Genomic DNA, 17,303 nt, shown 5'->3' with positions numbered 1-17,303 from the left:
GCAACTGCCGTGCATGGCCCCGCGATCGACGCCGCGCATCGCGCCGCGCGCATCACGAGCGCCGCACGGCAGCCGCCGACGGATGCGCGTGCATCGCGTACCGGCCACGCTCGAACGATGTCGCGAAGAAGCGCATCTGATAACGGATCGCCTGCGCCCAGTAGTCCCACGTGTGGCCGCCCGCCCGCTCCGCATAGTCGTGCGGCACGCCCAGTGCGACGAGCCGTTCGTGCAGCGTGCGGTTCGAGCCGATGAACGAGTCATCGCGCCCGCAGTCGATCGTCAAGTCGACATGCGTGTGCACGAATGCGCGGGCGCTTTCGACAATCGCGTTGCGGCTCCAGAACGACGGATGGCGGACCGGATCGCCGAACACATGGTCGATGCCCGGTTCGTCCTCGCAGTTGCGCGGGTCGACGGCGCCGCTAATGCTGCCGGCCGCGCCGAACGTGTCGGGCCGGTCGAGCGCGATGCGCAGCGCGCCGAAGCCGCCCATGCTGAGGCCCGTGATCGCCCGCGTGCGCCGCGTCGCCAGCGTGCGGAAATGCGCGTCGACGTAGGACACGACTTCGTCGCCGACGAAGGTTTCGTAGCGGCTGCCCGACTCGAACGGGCTGTCGATGTACCAGCTTTCGTGTCCGCCGTCGGGCATCACCAGAATCACGCGATAGCGGTCGGCGAGTTCGCCGATGCGCGTGTTCGCGGTCCAGTCGGTGTGGTTGCCGCCCGAGCCGTGCAGCAGATAGACGACCGGATAGCGTTCGACGCGGTGCGCACCGCCGCGCAGATAGTCGTCGGGCAGGACGACGGTCGCCGCGAGCGTCGCGCGCATCGCGGCGCTCGGAATCGCGACGGTGCGCGTATGAAACGCGCGTGCGGGGCCGGCCGCTGCGAGCAGCAGAAGCAGCCAGCACACGCGCATCAGCTTCATCGATCGTCGGACTCGTCGCACTTGTCGCATTCGTCGCGTTCACCGGAAAAGCGGGCATTCGGCATCCCGTGCCGAGCGACTCTAGCAACCGGGCCTTTCAACCGAATTTCGGCGAAACATACGGGTTGTCAGGTGCCGGCGAGCGACGTCGGCGCATGCCGCCGGGACCACGTCCTACGGTTTGTGGCGCGCGTCGATCTCGTCGCGCAGCCGCGCTTCCTGCGCCTGCAGCTCGGGCGTGAACGCCGCGCCGAAGTCTTCCGCCTCGAATATCGGACGGATCTCGATCTCCGATTCGCCGGGCATCGGGTTCGGGCAGCGCTTCACCCATTCGACGGCTTCGTCCATCGATTTCACCTGCCACAGCCAGAACCCGGCGACGAGCTCCCTGGTTTCGGCGAACGGACCGTCGATCACGGTCCGGCCTTCGCCGGCAAAGCGCACGCGCTTGCCGCGCGAGCTCGGATGGAGCCCTTCGCCGGCGAGCATCACGCCGGCCTTCACGAGCTCCTCGTTGAACCGTCCCATCGCGGTCAGCAGTTCGGTATCGGGCAGCGCCCCCGTTTCCGAATAGGCCGTGGCCTTCACGATCACCATGACGCGCATTGTCGTTTCTCCTTCGATATGAATGTGGATCGCATGCCGGCCGCGCGTGACGGCGGCTGCGGGCTTGCAATCACACGACGCACGACGCGTCGGGAAATCGACATCGACCGACAAAAAAGCGTGCGCGTCAGGCGCGCGCCCGGAACTGGTATGCTGACCGCCATTACGTCACGCCGGAGGGTGTCATGGCTGCGAAGGTAGTGTCGAAGAAGAAATATCTGAAGATTCTGAACAAGCGTCTGCGCGCGGCGCCCGATGCGCCGGCCGGCGCGTCGTTCGTGTTCTATCCGCCCGGCGCGAAGGCGAAGCACGCGACGGGCGTCGTCTCGAGCGAGCCATGTGCCGCGCATGAACTCGAGACGATGGCGGCGATTCAGCGCAAGGCGGCCGAGGAATTCATCGTCGCCGATGCGTGAGCGGCGGCGGGGCGCGGCGTACCGAGCGTTTTGCGGTTGCTCGGCGCGGGTCGCCCGTCACCTGCTGCAAGGCGCCCGTTGCACGTCGTCCGTTGCACGGGCCCCCAAATCAATGCATGGCGCCGCGTCCGCGTGCCACACGCCGATCACGACACCTTGTCGGCCGTCGCCGGATACCGGCCGCCGGCGCCGCCTTCGTCGCCCGACGCCAGTTCCTCGAGCGCGAGCCCCTTCGTTTCGATGCCGAGCGTCCAGACGGCGAGCGCCGCGGCGGCAAACGACAGCGCACCGAGCGTAAACACGCCGCCCTGGCCGAACACGGGCAGCACGACGCCGACGACGTACGGGCCGATCAGCGAGCCGATCCGGCCGATCGCCGAGGCGAAGCCCGACCCCGTCGCGCGCGCGCCGGTGCCGTACAGCTCGGGCGTATACGTGTACAGCGCGGCCCACATCCCGAACAGGAAGAACTGCATCGCGAGCCCGGTGCCGATCAGCAGCGCCATGCTGCCGCCGTACAGCGCGCTTTGTCCGTACGCGTACGCCATGATGCCGCCGCCGACGAGCGACGCGATGCAGGTCGGCTTGCGTCCCCAGCGCTCGACGAGCCACGCGGCGCACAGAAAGCCCGGCACGCCGCCGAGCGAGATCAGCACCGTATAGAACACCGATTTCGTGACTTCGAAGCCGGCCTGCTGCAGCAGCGCGCCGAGCCACGACGTGAGCCCGTAGAAGCCGAGCAGTGCGAAGAACCACAGCAGCCACACCATCGTCGTGCGGCGGCGATAGGCGCCGCTCCAGATCTCGCGCAGCGCGCCGCGCCCGCGCGCGGCAAGCGGCTCGGCGAGCCGCGACGGCGGCGGCAGCGTCGCGACGCCGGCCGAGCGCATCACCTTCGCCTCGATCGTGCGCAGCACGGCGTCGGCTACCTCGTGACGGCCCGCATGCTCGAGCCAGCGCGGCGATTCGGGCACGATGCGGCGCACGACGAGCACGAACACTGCGGGAATCGCGAGCAGCGCGAACACGGTGCGCCAGCCGAACTGCGGCAGCACGAAGTAGGCGACGATGCCGGCCGTAATGAAGCCGAGCGGCCAGAAGCCGTCCATCAACGCGATCAGGCGGCCGCGCTTCTCGGTCGGCACGAATTCGGACAGCAGCGTCTGCGCGACCGGAAACTCCATGCCCATCCCGATCCCGAGCAGCACGCGATAGACGATCAGCGCGTCGACGCTCTGTGCGGTCGAGCACAGATACGACGCGGCGCCCCACAGCACCATGCTCCACTGAAACACGGGCCGGCGGCCAAAGCGATCGGCGAGCAGGCCGGCGACGGCCGCGCCGAGCACCATCCCGACGAAGCTCGCGCTCGCGACGACGCCGGCGGCGGCCGTCGACAGCCCGAACTCCTTGCGGATCGAGCCGAGCACGAAGGTCATCGTGCCGAGGTCGACCGAATCGAAGAAGAACGCGATCGCGATGATGAAGAAGATCCGCTTGTGATAGCCGGAAAACGGCAGGCGTTCGAGCCGGGCGGCAGCGGAGGCGGGGGCAGTGGCGGCGGGCATGGCGTCCTCTGAAAGAAAGGAAGCCTCGAAGCGACGGGCTTCAAGGCTTCGAGCTTTCAGTAGACGCGACCACAAAAGGCCGCATTGGAGGAAAAGCGTCGTCGGCTTGAACAAATGCGTCATCGCCGGCGACGCGTGCGCGCTCAGTTCTTCAGCTTGTAGCCGGTGCGGAACATCCACGCGACGATCGCGAGCAGGATCACGAGGAACAGCGAGGTCGCGGCGAGGCTGATGCCGACGTGCACGTCCGCGAGCCCATAGAACGACCAGCGAAAGCCGCTGACGAGATAGACGATCGGATTGAACAGCGTGATCACGCGCCACGCGGGCGGCAGCATGTCGACCGAATAGAAGCTGCCGCCGAGGAACGTGAGCGGCGTGATGATCAGCAGCGGCACGAGCTGCAGCTTCTCGAAGCTGTCGGCCCAGATGCCGATCACGAAGCCGAACAGGCTGAACGTGACGGACGTCAGCACGAGAAACAACACCATCCAGAACGGATGCAGGATATGCAGCGGCACGAACAGCGCGGCGGTCGCGAGGATGATCAGCCCGAGCAGGATCGACTTCGACGCGGCCGCGCCGACGTAGGCGGTCACGATTTCCCAATGCGACACGGGTGCCGACAGCACCTCGTAGATCGTGCCCGTGAAGCGCGGGAAGTAGATGCCGAACGACGCGTTCGAGATGCTTTGCGACAGCAGCGACAGCATCACGAGGCCCGGCACGATGAACGAGCCGTAGCCGATGCCGTTCACGTCGCTGATCCGCGAGCCGATCGCCGACCCGAACACGACGAAGTAGAGCGACGTCGAGATCACCGGCGCGATGATGCTCTGCATCAGCGTGCGGCGCGTGCGCGCCATTTCGGCGCGATAGATTGCGCGGATCGCGTGGAAGTTCATGTGCGCCATGATGGTTATGCCCGTTGTGCGCCGTTGCGGCGGTTGTCGATCAGGCTGACGAAGATGTCCTCGAGCGAGCTCTGCGTCGTGTGCAGGTCGCGAAACCCGATGCCGGCCGCGCCGAGCGCGGCGATCAGCGTCGCGATGCTCGCGTCGTCGCGCTGCGAATCGTACGTGTACACGAGCGCGGCGCCGCCTTCCGCGAGCTCGAGCCCGAACGGTGCGAGCGCGTCCGGCACGCTCGCGAGCGGATGCTCGAGCTGCACGGTCAGCTGCTTCTTGCCGAGTTTGCGCATCAGCTCGCGCTTCTCCTCGACGAGCACGAGTTCGCCGCCGAGGATGATGCCGATCCGGTCGGCCATTTCCTCCGCTTCCTCGATGTAGTGCGTGGTCAGCACGATCGTCACGCCGTCTTCGCGCAGCGTATCGACGAGCTTCCACATGTCGCGGCGCAGTTCGACGTCGACGCCGGCCGTCGGCTCGTCGAGGAACAGGATCCGCGGCTCGTGCGACAGCGCCTTCGCGATCATCACGCGGCGCTTCATCCCGCCGGACAGCGTGATCAGCTTGTTATTGCGCTTGTCCCACAGCGAGAGCGCCTTCAGCGTCTTCTCGATGTGCGCGGGGTCGGGCGCCTTGCCGAACAGGCCGCGGCTGAACGACACGGTCGCCCAGACGGTCTCGAACGCGTCGGTCGTCAGTTCCTGCGGTACGAGGCCGATCAGCTCGCGCGCGGCGCGATACGCGTCGCGGATGTCGTGGCCGCCGACGGTCACGCGGCCTTCGGTCGGCGTGACGATCCCGCAGACCGAGCCGATCAGCGTCGTCTTGCCGGCGCCATTCGGACCCAGCAGCGCAAAGATTTCGCCGGGGCGGATGTCGAGCGTCACGTGCTTCAGGGCCTGGAAGCCGGACGCGTATGTTTTCGAGAGGTCGGAAATCGAGAGGATCGGTTGCATGCTCGCGGATGGCAGGCGGATCGCAGCGACGGCACGCGCGGCGCGTTCGGCCCGCGGCCGGCACAAGGCAGCCGAACGCGGGCACGACGCGGCACACATGCGCGATGTCGATCGCACGGGGTGCGGAATCGCAGGATCGCCATCTTAGCAATCGGCAGATGTAAATGCATTTCCGTGGAAAGGGCGCCGCGGTTGCGTCGGCGATTGGCGCGAAAGGTGCGCGCCGCGCGACATGTCCGGTCTATTTATTCGGAATGAACGAACAATGGGTGGCGATTTTGCCCGATCGGGTCAAGCGGGCCGCGGCGCGCGCCGCAATCGGCGGCGCGCGGCGGAAGCATGGGGAGTGTGGAAAGCGCGCGAAGTGTAGGAAGCGCGGGAAGCGAACAACGGGACGCGCACCGCAAGCCGCGGTGCGCGTCCGCCGACTCAGACCGTTTCCGGCTGACGCACGGCCTTCGCGACGTTGCGCGCCGGTGCGCCGTTCGCGACGAAGTACGGCACGTTCGCGCGCTCGAGCGGCTTGCGGCCGCGGATCTTGTCGGCGATCTTCTCGGCGATCATGATCGTCGGCGCGTTCAGGTTGCCGGTCGTGATGATCGGCATGATCGACGCATCGACGACGCGCAATCCTTCGAGCCCGTGCACGCGCCCTTCGTTGTCGACGACCGCCATGTCGTCGTAGCCCATCTTGCACGAGCACGACGGATGGAACGCGGTTTCGGCGCGGGCGCGCACGAACGCGTCGAGCTCCTTGTCGCTCTTCAGGTCGGCGCCCGGATTCAGCTCGCGGCCGCGATAGCGGTCGAGCGCCGGCTGCCGCATGATCTCGCGCGTCGCGCGGATCGCGTCGCGGAATTCGCGCCAGTCGAGCGCTTCGGCCATGTAGTTGAACAGGATGCTCGGATGCGCGTTCGGATCGCGCGAGCGCAGCTTCACGCGGCCGCGGCTCGGCGAACGCATCGAACCGACGTGCGCCTGGAAGCCGTGCATCTCGATCGCGTTCGAGCCGTTGTAGTTGATCGCAACGGGCAGGAAGTGATACTGGATGTTCGGCCAGGGATCGTCGTCGCGCGTGCGGATGAAGCCGCCCGCCTCGAAGTGGTTGCTCGCGCCGAGGCCGGTGCCGTTCAGCATCCATTCGAGGCCGATCTTCGGCTGGTTCCACCACTTCAGCGCGGGATAGAGCGACACCGGCTCCTTGCATTCGTACTGGATGTACATCTCCAGATGGTCCTGCAGGTTCTGGCCGACGCCCGGCAGATCGAGCACGATCGGAATGTCGAGTTCCTTCAGCCAAGCGCCGGGGCCGACGCCCGAGCGCTGCAGCAGCTGCGGCGATGCGATCGCACCGCTGCACACGAGCACTTCGCGGCGCGCATGCGCGGTCGCGCGCTCGTTGCCGCGCAGATACGTGACGCCCGATGCGCGTTTGCCGTCGAACAGGATGCGATCGGCGAGCGCGTGCGTGACGATCTCGAGATTCGGCCGCGTCTTCGCCTGATCGAGGTAGCCGCGCGCTGTGCTCGCGCGGCGGCCCTTCGGCGTGACCGTGCGGTCCATCGGGCCGAAGCCTTCCTGCTGATAGCCGTTCAGATCCTCCGTGCGCGGATAGCCTGCCTGCACGCCGGCCTCGACCATCGCCTCGAACAGCGGATTCACGCCCGGCTTGCTGGTCGTCACCGACACGGGACCGTCGCCGCCGTGATAGTCGTTCGGCCCGATGTCGCGCGTCTCGGCCTTCTTGAAGTACGGCAGGCAGTCGAGATACGTCCAGTTCTCGAGGCCCTGGTGCGTCGCCCAGTTGTCGTAGTCGAGCGCGTTGCCGCGGATGTAGCACATCCCGTTGATCAGCGACGAGCCGCCGAGCCCCTTGCCGCGCCCGCATTCCATCCGGCGGTTGTCCATGTGCGGCTCGGGATCGGTCTCGTACGCCCAGTTGTAGCGACGGCCCTGCAGCGGATAGGCGAGCGCCGCCGGCATCTGCGTGCGGAAGTCGAAGCGGTAGTCGGGGCCGCCTGCTTCGAGCAGCAGCACCGTCACATTCGGATCTTCCGTCAGGCGCGTCGCGAGCACGTTGCCCGCGGAGCCCGCGCCGCAGATGATGTAGTCGTATTCGCGTGTCGTCATGACGGTTGAACTCCTTGAGGACTCAAAATACCGGGTTGTAGCGGCCGAGCTCGACCTGCACCGACTTGATCCGAGTGTAGTGTTCGAGCGTCGTGATGCCGTTCTCGCGTCCGACACCGGATTGCTTGTAACCGCCAACCGGCATTTCGGCCGGCGATTCGCCCCACGTGTTGATCCAGCAGATGCCGGCTTCGAGTCGGTGGATCGTGCGGTGCGCGCGCGACAGGTTCTCGGTCACGACGCCGGCCGCGAGCCCGTAGTGCGTGTCGTTGGCACGCACGATCACTTCGTCCTCCGATTCGAAATCGAGCAGGCTCATCACGGGCCCGAAGATTTCCTCGCGCACGATCTTCATGTCGTCGCGGCAGTCGCCGAACACGGTCGGCGCGACGTACTGCCCGTTCGCGAAATGGCCCTCGGTCAGCCGCGTGCCGCCCGCGAGCAGCTTCGCGCCTTCGGCCTTGCCGCTTTCGATGAAGCCGAGCACCTTGTCGAGCTGCGCGGCCGACACGAGCGGGCCGAAGTTCGTATCGGCATCGGTCGGCTTGCCGACGCGGATGCGCTTCACGCGCTCGAGCACCTTCTGCGTGAAGGCGTCCTTGATCGAGCGGTGCACGAATACGCGCGTGCCGTTCGTGCAGACCTGCCCGGAGCTGAAGAAATTCGCGGTGACGGCGATGTCGGCGGCGCGATCGAGATCGGCGTCGTCGAACACGATCAGCGGCGACTTGCCGCCGAGCTCCATCGTCACTTCCTTCAGCGACGACGCACCCGCGAGCGACATCACCTTCTTGCCCGTTTCGACGCCGCCGGTGAACGACACCTTCGCGATGTCCGGATGGCCGGTCAGCAGCGCGCCGACCGAGCCGTCGCCCTGCACGACGTTGAACACGCCGGCCGGCACGCCGGCTTCGGTGTAGATCTCGGCGAGCTTCAGCGCGCTCAGCGGCGTGACTTCGCTCGGCTTGAACACCATCGCATTGCCGGCCGCGAGCGCGGGCGCCGTCTTCCAGCAGGCGATCTGGATCGGGTAGTTCCATGCGCCGATGCCCGCGCAGACACCGAGCGGTTCGCGGCGCGTGTAGACGAACGAATCGGCGCGCAGCGGCACCTGCAGCCCTTCGATCGCGGTCGCGAGGCCCGCGTAGTACTCGATCACGTCCGCGCCGGTGACGATGTCGACCGCGAGCGTCTCGGCGATCGGCTTGCCGGTGTCGCGCGTCTCGAGCGCCGCGAGTTCGTCGTTGCGCTCGCGCAGCAGCTCGACCGCGCGGCGCAGGATCCGCGAGCGCTGCATCGCCGTCATCGCGGCCCATTCGCGCTGGCCTTCGCGTGCGGACGCGACCGCGCGATCGACGTCGGCAGCGCTCGCCTGCTGGACCTGCGCGAGTTGTTCGCCGGTCGCCGGATCGAACGTGTCGAAAGTCTTGCCGCTCGTCGCGTCGACGTAACCGCCGCCGATGTAGAGCCGCTGCAAACCGTATACGGACATGAGGATCTCCTTGAAGGCGCCTGCCGTGCGTCAGTCGGACGCGAGCAGCAGGTCGATGTAGTCGTGGGCAAGCTTCAGCGCCGCCCGGGTGTCGATCGGGCCGCCGGCGAGCGCGCCGCGCAGCCACAGGCCGTCGATCAGCGCGGCCAGGCCGCTGGCCGCCTCGCGCGCCTTGGCGCGCGGAAGCGCTTTCGCGAACTCGGCGCACAGGTTCGAATGCAGGCGCCGCGTGTTCACGTGCTGCAGGCGCTTGAGCATCGGGTCGTGCATGCTCTGCGACCAGAACGCGAGCCAGGTCTTCATCACCGGCGCGGCGATCTGCGTATCGTCGAAGTTCGCGGCGACGATCGCGCGCAGCCGCGAGCGCGGATCCTTGCGCGCGGCCGTGCGGCGGCGCGTGGTGGCCGACCACAGATCGCGCAGCACGTGCCGCATCGTCGCTTCGAGCAGCCCGTCCTTGTCGCCGAAGTAGTGGCTGACGATGCCGGTCGAGATGTTCGCGCGCTGCGCGACCGATGCGAGCGTCGTGCCGGGCAGCCCCGCCTCGTCGATCGAGCGCAGCGTCGCGTCGATCAACTGCGCACGGCGGATCTCCCGCATTCCGACTTTCGGCATCGTCACTCCTGTCGCCCGCACGGGCCTCGATGGAAAGTCCGCAGCTTAGCGGTTTTTTATTGATCGTTCAATCAACAAAAAAGCGGGGTCGGAGGCAACGACCGGCGCGGTGGCCGCGCCTTCGTGCCGCGCCTTCATGCGTTGCGCGGCCCGACTTTCGTGTTTCCGCCATCGATGTCGGCGGCGTTCAAACCCATGTCGCGTTTGAGACATCGGCGCCCCGGCCTCCCGGACTACTCTCGGACAGCACGTCGCGCGTGTTCGGCAACCGCCGCAGCGCAGCGGCGCCATCCAACGAGACATGGAGACAATACGATGAGCAGCAATCGAGGTGTCGTCTATCTTGGGCCGGGCAAGGTCGAGGTGCAGAAGATCGATTATCCGAAGATGGTCGACCCGAGCGGCCGCGCAATCGGACACGGCGTGATCCTGAAGGTCGTCAGCACGAACATCTGCGGCTCGGACCAGCACATGGTGCGCGGCCGCACGACGGCGCCGGTCGGTCTCGTGCTCGGTCACGAGATCACGGGCGAGGTCGTCGAGGTCGGCCGCGACGTCGAGACGCTGAAGATCGGCGATCTCGTGTCGGTGCCGTTCAACGTCGCGTGCGGCCGCTGCGCGATGTGCAAGGAAACGCATACGGGCGTCTGCCTGAACGTGAACCCGTCGCGCGCGGGCGGCGCGTACGGCTACGTCGACATGGGCGGCTGGATCGGCGGCCAGGCCGAATACGTGCTCGTGCCGTATGCCGACTTCAACCTGCTGAAATTCCCGGACCGCGATCAGGCGATGGCGAAGATCCGCGATCTGACCTGCCTGTCCGACATTCTGCCGACCGGTTATCACGGCGCGGTCAGCGCCGGCGTGAAGCCGGGTTCGACCGTCTACATCGCGGGCGCGGGCCCGGTCGGGATGGCGGCGGCCGCCTCGGCGCGCCTGCTCGGCGCGGCCGTGACGATCGTCGGCGACATGAACGCGGAACGCCTCGCGCATGCGAAGGCGATGGGCTTCGAGACGGTCGACCTGTCGAAGGACGCGACGCTCGGCGAACAGATCGCGCAGATCCTCGGCAAGCCGGAGATCGACTGCGCGGTCGACTGCGTCGGCTTCGAGGCGCACGGCCACGGCTCGTCGGGCCATGCTGAGGAAGCGCCCGCGACGGTGCTGAACTCGCTGATGGAAATCACGCGGCCGGCCGGTGCGATCGGCATCCCGGGCCTGTACGTGACGGACGATCCGGGCGCGCAGGACAAGGCCGCGCAGCACGGCAGCCTGAGCATCCGCTTCGGTCTCGGCTGGGCGAAGTCGCATTCGTTCTTCACGGGCCAGACGCCGGTGCTGAAGTACAACCGCAACCTGATGCAGGCGATCCTGTACGACCGCCTGCCGATCGCGAAGATCGTCAACGTGACGGTGATCTCGCTCGACGACGCGCCCGAAGGCTACAAGAAGTTCGACGGCGGCGCGCCGCGCAAATTCGTGATCGATCCGCACGGGCTGCTCGCGGCCTGACGCGCAGCGCACGCAACCACGACGCGGGCGGCACCGGAAACGGGCCGCCCGTTTGTTCTGTGGCGGCCGCTTCGCGGCGCGGCCGTGCGTTTTTCCGCGCGCCATCGCGCGTGCGATTGCTGCGATAATCGACGCCCAGTTCCCGAACCTTCTCGCGGCAGCCCGCAGCCGATACCCGGATGGCCAAGTCGATTCCCCTCGCAGCGCTGCACACGTTCGTCGAAGTCGCGCGCTGCGGCAGCATGAAGCAGGCGGCCGATCTGCTCTGCCTGTCGCCCGGCGCGGTGAGCCAGCACGTGCGCCATCTCGAGGATCGCCTCGCGGTGCGGCTGTTCGAACGCAACGGCCGCGAACTCGAACTGACCGGCACCGGCCGCGCACTGTTCGACGCGCTCGCCGGCGGTTTCCGCGAAATCGAAAGCGCGTGGGCCAACCTGCACGGCGCGAACCGGCGCGTGGTGCGCCTGACCGTGACGACGACCGCGTCGTTCGCGAACAGCTGGCTCGTCCAGCGTCTCGGCGCGTTCAACGCGCACTATCCGGAAATCGAAATCACGATCGACACGCGGCCGCAACTGGTCGACCTGCGCCGCGACTACGTCGACATCGCGATCCGGCACGGGCTCGGCCGCTATCCGGGGCACGCGTCGTTCCGCATCTGGACGCCCGAGCTGTGGCCGGTATGCAGCCCGCAACTGCTCGATCGGGCGCGGCCGATCGCGCAGCCGGCCGACTGTCTCGCGTATCCGCTGCTGCAGGACGCGGACCGCGCGGACTGGGTGCTGTGGCTGCGCGCGCAGGGCATCGAGGATCCGCGCGCGCAGCGCGGCGCGAGCTTCAGCGACGACGCGCTGCTGATCAAGGCCGCCGTCGCGTCGCAGGGCATCGCGCTCGTGCGCGACATCTATGCGCGCGACGAAATCGCGGCCGGGCGCCTCGTACGCGTGCTCGCGCGGCCGTGGCCGACGGAGCTGTCGTATTACGTCGTGTGCAACGAAGCGCGGCGCGACGAGTGGAAGATCGTGGCGTTTCGCGACTGGCTCGCGCGCGAAATCGGCGACGGCGCCGGCGAGCCGGCAGGCCGCGATACGCGCGACACGCTAGCGCCGTGACGCGCGCGCGGCCGCGGTCGCGAACCCGTTCAGCTTGCCGGTCGCGAGCGCGGTGCCGAGCAGGATGATCGCGCAGCCGGCGAGCGTCTGCGCGGTGATCGTCTCGTGCAGAAACACCGCGCCCCACACGACGCCGAACACCGGAATCAGGAACGTGACCGACGCCGCATACTGCGCGCCCGCGTTGCGGATCAAGCGGAAATACAGCAGATACGCGATCGCGGTGCAGACCGCGCCGAGCAGCACGACCGCGATCCAGGCGGACGCGTGAACGTCGCCGCGCGGCCATAGCGGCGCCGCGAGCGGCGCGAGCACGATGGCGGCGAACAGCTGGCTGCCGAAGGCTGACACGAACGGCCGCACGTTCGCGAGCTTGCGCTTCGAGTAATGGGCGGCGAAGCCGTACGACAGCGTCGCGAGCATCGCGGCCGCGATCGCGCCCGGCGTGCCGGCCGCGCCGGCGCCGACCGCCGAACCGGCGAGCACGACCACGCCGGCGAAACCGACCGCGAGCCCGAGCGTCTGCGGTTTCGTCAAAGGCGTGCGCAGCCAGACGTAGGCGACGAGCGCGGTCCACAACGGCGTCGTCGCGTTCAGGATCGAATCGGTGCCGGCCGTGACGAACAGCGCCGCATATGTCAGCAGACAGAACGGCAGCGCCGAATTCGCGACGCCGACGACGAACAGCGGCACCGCATGCGTGCGGAATTCGCGCCGTGCGCTCGCGTCGCGCAGCACCGGCGACAGCAGCACGGCGGCGATCGCGACGCGCAGCGCGATCAGCGGGATCACGCCGAATTCGGGCGCGCCCATGCGCATGAACAGAAACGACGCGCCCCAGATAGCCGCGAGGGTGACGAGCTGCAATGCATTCATCGAACGGACTCCGTGGATGGTTCGGACAGCCGGCCGGCACGCTCGCGCGCCGGCCGGCCGAGAGACCTATTGAACGTCACGGAGTGCGCGCCGCACAAACGACGTTTTGCAGCCCACGGTTTAGAAAAATGAATCGGCCGGCGCGCACGCCGGCCGAGACGCGCGACGCACGCGGCGCTCAGTGGCCGCGGTAGAGCAGCGCCATTTGCTCCTCGGTCGCCGCCGCGCGCCGTACGTGGCGCACGTGTGTGCCGACGCGGCGGACCGCCCGCGCGCGATGCGCGGAGTCGCGGCCGCCGTGCCAGACGGCCGTGCGCACCGAGGGCGGCGCAGTGCGCGCACAGCCGCTCGCGTTGCGCGACGCGCAGCCGCGCATGTCGGCCGATGCGCGGTTCGGCGCGACGGACTGCGCGACGGATTGCGCGACCTGCGCCGCTGCGGGCGGCGACGATTGCACCCCCGCATCGACGCTGCGCGCCGCGCGGCGCGGATCGGAGGCGAGCTGCGTCGCGTCGCCCGTATGGAACGGATAGACGGGCACCGGCAGCACCGGAAGCGCGGGTTCGGCGGCCGCCGTCGTGTCGTCCGACGCTTGCGCGAGCAGATGGGTCGCACGCGCACCGGTATCGCGCGCGTCGGGCGCACGGCAGGCCGGATCGGCCTTGCACATCCGGTCGGACAGCACGTAGCCGCCGACCAGCAGCACGAGCGTCAGGATGCTGAGCAGCGGCGCGGTCGACGCACGCGGTCGTCGGAAGGCGGCGGCGCGCAGCGCGGCGGCGATCCGCGCGGCCCAGCGCTCGATGCGGCATGACGGCGCCGCCTCGACGGCTTCGTACGCGTTCGCGCCCGCGTGCGCGTGCAGCGGTTCGAACGGCCAGCCTTCGCGCCCGCAAGCGGGGCAGCGCTGCAGCGGATGAAAGGCAACGAACCCACATTGCCGGCAACGGCAGACGACGTTGCGTCGTCCGGCCGCGCGCGCGTGCGTGACGCCGCGCAGCGTGTCGCGTGCATGAAGGGTCCGGTTCGGCAGGATTCGCATGGTGGAGCTACTCCGGGTGTCGTTGTCGTGCGGCGAGCGTGCCGATCGTCTGCATCGCGTTCTCGACGGCCGGCGTCCACGGCCGGCCGTAGTTGAGGCGCACGTAGCGACGGAAGCCGCCGGTTGCGGAGAAGATGGGGCCCGGCGCGATGCTGATGCCGTTTTCGAGCGCGGCGCCGAACAGGCGCAACGCGTCGACGCGCTTCGGCAGTTCGATCCACAGGAAATAGCCGCCGCCGGGCGCGAACACTTCGGTTCCCTGCGGAAAATACGCGTGCACGGCGGCGACCATCTGCGCCTGATGCGCGGCGAGATTGCGCCGCAGCTTGCGCAGGAAGCGGTCGTAGCCGCCGTGCCGAAGATAGCTGGAGATCGCGAGCTGCGCGGGCACGTCGGCCGACGGCGTGCCCATGCAGTTCGCCTGGCGGATCTGCCGCGCATAGCGGCCGGCCGCGACCCAGCCGATGCGGAAGCCGGGCGCGAGGCATTTCGAAAACGATCCGCAGTGCAGCACGAGCCCGCTGTCGTCGTACACCTTCGCGGGCCGCACGGGCGTGGGGCCGAACTGCAGCTCGCCGTATACGTCGTCTTCGATCAGCGGCACGCGGTGCGCCGCGAGCAGTTCGATCAGGGCGCGCTTGCGTTCGTCGGACAGCGTCGCGCCGGTCGGATTGTGCAGCGACGTCATGAACCAGCACGCGCGCACCGGGTGCGTGTCGAGCGCCTCGGCCAGCGCATCGAGATCGAGCCCCGTGTGCGGATCGACCGGAATTTCGACCGCCTTCAGATGCAGCCGCTGCACGGCCTGCAGCGCCGCGGGAAACGCCGGCCGCTCGATCGCGACCACTTCGCCGGGACGCGTGAGCGCCTGCAGGCTCAGCATCAGCGCGTCGAGCGCGCCGGTCGTCACGATGATCTCGTCCATCGGCAACGCCGCGCCGGCCGTCAGATAGCGCAGCGCGATCTGGCGACGCAGCCCGTCTTCGCCGGGGGGCAGACCGGACAGCATCGTCACGCGATCCATGTTGCGCGTCGCGGACTGCACGTAGCGCCACAGGCTGCTCATCGGAAACAGCGAATAGTTCGCGAACGCGGAGCCTAGCGGGACGACGTCGCCGTGTTTCAGCGAGTCGAGCAGCCGGCACAGCGCGGTGTCGGCGACGTGCGGCGCGGCGGCGGGCTTGCGCAGCGGATCGAGCGTCGAGCGGAGCCGCGACGCGTCGAGATTCGCGACGAAATAGCCCGAGCGCGGCCGCGCGACGATCAGACCCTCGCTCTCGAGCTGGTAATAGGCGCGAAACACGGTCGACGGACTGACGCGATACGCGCGGCACGCGGCGCGCACGGTCGGAATGCGCTCGCCGGGTGCCAGATCGCCTCGCCGAATCGAATCGGCAATCGTCTGCGCCAGCGCCGCATATCGTTTCATGCCCTCACTCCGGTGCATTACTGAAAAAAAGAGTAGCACGCGCGCCATGCCGCGCAACCGCACGCCGCGCGCTGATCCGTACGTTTTTAACGGGCTCTGATCCTTTTCTTCCCGTCTGCGCAAAGGCATCCTTGCGCAATTTTCGTTCCCGCCCGTTCCCGACCCGACCGACCCGCGTTCCCGCCGCCGGATGCCCGCGCCGCGCGGCGTGCGCGCGTGCACGGACGCGGCTCGGCGGCCTTTCCACGTCACTCCGAAAACGCTCTGTGAAATTGAAGACCCTTGCGGCCGGCATCGCGGCCGCCGCCCTCGTTCACCTTTTTTCCGTCGGCACCGCCGACGCCGCCTGCATCAGCAATCCGCCTGCCCAGTCGAGCGCATCGTTTCCGTCCGCGCTGACCGGCAAGCTCGTGTATCACAGCTACGTCAAGTACGGCGACGGCACGAGCCAGCTTTTCCTGTACGACTTTTCCGCACACACGCTCACGCAGCTCAGCAAGAGCACGTGGGGCATCACCGATCCGATGAACGGCGTGTTCAGCCCGGACGGCAAGTGGCTCGCGTTCATGGGCATCCGCAACGGCGCCTGGAACGTGTTCATGCTGCAGCTCGGCGCCGGCACGCCGCCCGTCGACATGACGCACAGCACGGGCGCGACGCGCAACGAGGATCCGAAGTTCAGCCCCGACGGCAAGACGCTCGTGTTCAAACAGAACGGCGACGTGAAGCAGGGCACGCTGTCGTTCACGAGCGCGGGTCCGGTTTTCACGTCGATCGTGAGCCTGACCAACGCGCCGTCGGGTGCCGAATATTCGATGCCGTATCTGTCGCCGGACGCGACCGCCGTCTACTACGCGACCGGCGCCGGCGCGAACATGGGGCTGATGAAGCGCACGATCGCGACGGGTGCGACCGCCACGTTCGATCATCCGGCCGGACTGCAGACCTACTATCCGATGGTGCGCGCGGACGGCATGGTGTTCTACGCGCGCTGGAAGGACAGCGGCGGGCTCGACCAGATCTATGCGAAGAGCGCCGACCCGTCGTCGACGCCGAGCGCGCTGTCGATCAACGACTGCGTGAGCAACAACTCCGATCCGGCGCCCGTGAACGGCACGAACTACCTGTTCTTCTCGTCGACGACGGCGGGCGGCTATCAGCTCTACGTTGGCGACGTGACGACCGGCAAGCGCTGGAGCCTGTCGCCGTTTGGCGTGAACGCCGACTCGACGAAGGCGAAGCTCGGCGCGAACTACTACGGCGGTCCGGCCGCGGCGCAGCCGACGCTGCTGTCGCAAGGGCGGCCGGCCGCGGCATCGGCGAGCTACAACGCTTCGATGACGCCGGACAAGGCGTTCGACGGCAACACGACGAGCACGCGCTGGGATTCGCCGGAAGGCACGGGCGTCGACCCGCAGTGGATCTCGGTCGATCTCGGCGCGGTGAAGACGATCAACAGCGTCGACCTGTACTGGGATGCGGGCGCGCTCGTCTACCAGATCCAGACGTCGAACGACAACGTGAACTGGACGACGATCTACTCGACGAACAACGGCGTGTCGTACCAGCACGTGACCTTGCCGAACCTCAACGGCCGCGGCCGCTACGTGCGGATGCTCGGCACGAAGCGCGCGACGCAGTGGGGCTACTCGCTGTATCAGATGCAGGTGTGGGGGTCGTGACCCGTGCGGTGCCGGCGCGGCGCGCCGG

At 67.9% G+C, this 17,303-nt stretch carries 15 protein-coding genes; 4 read left to right on the top strand and 11 right to left on the bottom strand.

Annotated features, from left to right (window positions below; translation table 11 throughout):
* Window positions 1-52: 52 nt before the first annotated feature.
* Both NP80_RS11405 and NP80_RS11400 read right to left on the bottom strand, forming a co-directional pair.
* Window positions 53-931 (bottom strand): alpha/beta hydrolase, encoded by an 879-nt coding sequence (locus NP80_RS11405; protein WP_006410882.1) that lies wholly within the window; start codon window positions 929-931, stop codon window positions 53-55.
* Window positions 932-1,105: 174 nt separating this feature from the next.
* Entirely contained in the window at window positions 1,106-1,537 is a 432-nt protein-coding gene (locus tag NP80_RS11400) for a YciI family protein (protein ID WP_006410874.1), read from the bottom strand.
* Window positions 1,538-1,722: 185 nt separating this feature from the next.
* Between NP80_RS11400 and NP80_RS11395 the strand changes: the two genes are divergently transcribed.
* On the top strand, window positions 1,723-1,953 hold the full coding sequence (locus NP80_RS11395; RefSeq protein ID WP_006396340.1) for a hypothetical protein: 231 nt from the start codon (window positions 1,723-1,725) through the stop codon (window positions 1,951-1,953).
* 146 nt (window positions 1,954-2,099) lie between these two features.
* Here the strand turns inward: NP80_RS11395 and NP80_RS11390 are convergent, their stop codons facing one another.
* The 6 genes from NP80_RS11390 to betI all read right to left on the bottom strand — a co-directional run bounded on the left by NP80_RS11390 (window position 2,100) and on the right by betI (window position 9,622).
* Entirely contained in the window at window positions 2,100-3,521 is a 1,422-nt protein-coding gene (locus NP80_RS11390; protein ID WP_006410876.1) for an MFS transporter, read from the bottom strand.
* 143 nt (window positions 3,522-3,664) lie between these two features.
* Window positions 3,665-4,435 (bottom strand): ABC transporter permease, encoded by a 771-nt coding sequence (locus NP80_RS11385; protein WP_006396342.1) that lies wholly within the window; start codon window positions 4,433-4,435, stop codon window positions 3,665-3,667.
* Window positions 4,436-4,440: 5 nt separating this feature from the next.
* Window positions 4,441-5,385, bottom strand: coding sequence for an ABC transporter ATP-binding protein (locus tag NP80_RS11380; protein ID WP_006406013.1), 945 nt, complete (start codon window positions 5,383-5,385; stop codon window positions 4,441-4,443).
* Between the two features lie 429 nt (window positions 5,386-5,814).
* Window positions 5,815-7,515, bottom strand: coding sequence for a choline dehydrogenase (gene betA / locus NP80_RS11375; RefSeq protein ID WP_006406015.1), 1,701 nt, complete (start codon window positions 7,513-7,515; stop codon window positions 5,815-5,817).
* Window positions 7,516-7,537: 22 nt separating this feature from the next.
* A complete protein-coding gene (betB, locus tag NP80_RS11370; protein ID WP_006410879.1) occupies window positions 7,538-9,007 on the bottom strand; it encodes a betaine-aldehyde dehydrogenase in 1,470 nt (489 codons plus the stop codon).
* A gap of 30 nt (window positions 9,008-9,037) precedes the next feature.
* Window positions 9,038-9,622: a transcriptional regulator BetI gene (gene betI, locus NP80_RS11365; protein WP_006396347.1), complete on the bottom strand. Its 585-nt coding sequence runs from the start codon at window positions 9,620-9,622 to the stop codon at window positions 9,038-9,040.
* Between the two features lie 315 nt (window positions 9,623-9,937).
* On the opposite strand from betI, the gene fdhA reads away from it, so the two are divergent.
* On the top strand, window positions 9,938-11,134 hold the full coding sequence (fdhA, locus tag NP80_RS11360) for a formaldehyde dehydrogenase, glutathione-independent (protein WP_006396349.1): 1,197 nt from the start codon (window positions 9,938-9,940) through the stop codon (window positions 11,132-11,134).
* A gap of 179 nt (window positions 11,135-11,313) precedes the next feature.
* Window positions 11,314-12,246, top strand: coding sequence for a LysR substrate-binding domain-containing protein (locus NP80_RS11355; protein WP_006410884.1), 933 nt, complete (start codon window positions 11,314-11,316; stop codon window positions 12,244-12,246).
* Here the strand turns inward: NP80_RS11355 and NP80_RS11350 are convergent.
* The 3 genes from NP80_RS11350 to NP80_RS11340 all read right to left on the bottom strand — a co-directional run bounded on the left by NP80_RS11350 (window position 12,235) and on the right by NP80_RS11340 (window position 15,593).
* Window positions 12,235-13,122: a DMT family transporter gene (locus NP80_RS11350; protein ID WP_006410870.1), complete on the bottom strand. Its 888-nt coding sequence runs from the start codon at window positions 13,120-13,122 to the stop codon at window positions 12,235-12,237. The genes NP80_RS11355 and NP80_RS11350 overlap by 12 nt on opposite strands.
* Before the next feature lie 178 nt (window positions 13,123-13,300).
* The gene (locus tag NP80_RS11345) at window positions 13,301-14,164 is read right to left on the bottom strand and encodes a PhlB family protein (protein ID WP_045593452.1); all 864 of its coding nucleotides are present in this window, start codon (window positions 14,162-14,164) and stop codon (window positions 13,301-13,303) included.
* A 7-nt stretch (window positions 14,165-14,171) separates the two neighbouring features.
* Complete coding sequence (locus NP80_RS11340) at window positions 14,172-15,593, bottom strand: aminotransferase-like domain-containing protein (RefSeq protein ID WP_006410998.1); 1,422 nt, start codon at window positions 15,591-15,593, stop codon at window positions 14,172-14,174.
* Window positions 15,594-15,859: 266 nt separating this feature from the next.
* Here NP80_RS11340 and NP80_RS11335 point away from each other — a divergent pair, with 266 nt between their 5' ends.
* Entirely contained in the window at window positions 15,860-17,275 is a 1,416-nt protein-coding gene (locus tag NP80_RS11335; protein ID WP_006410999.1) for a discoidin domain-containing protein, read from the top strand.
* The last annotated feature ends 28 nt before the right edge of the window (window positions 17,276-17,303 follow it).

It is taken from the genome of Burkholderia multivorans ATCC BAA-247, from assembly GCF_000959525.1.
GTDB lineage: Bacteria > Pseudomonadota > Gammaproteobacteria > Burkholderiales > Burkholderiaceae > Burkholderia > Burkholderia multivorans.
Note: the sequence above shows the minus strand (reverse complement) of the source record. Positions and strands in the feature narration are given on the sequence as shown.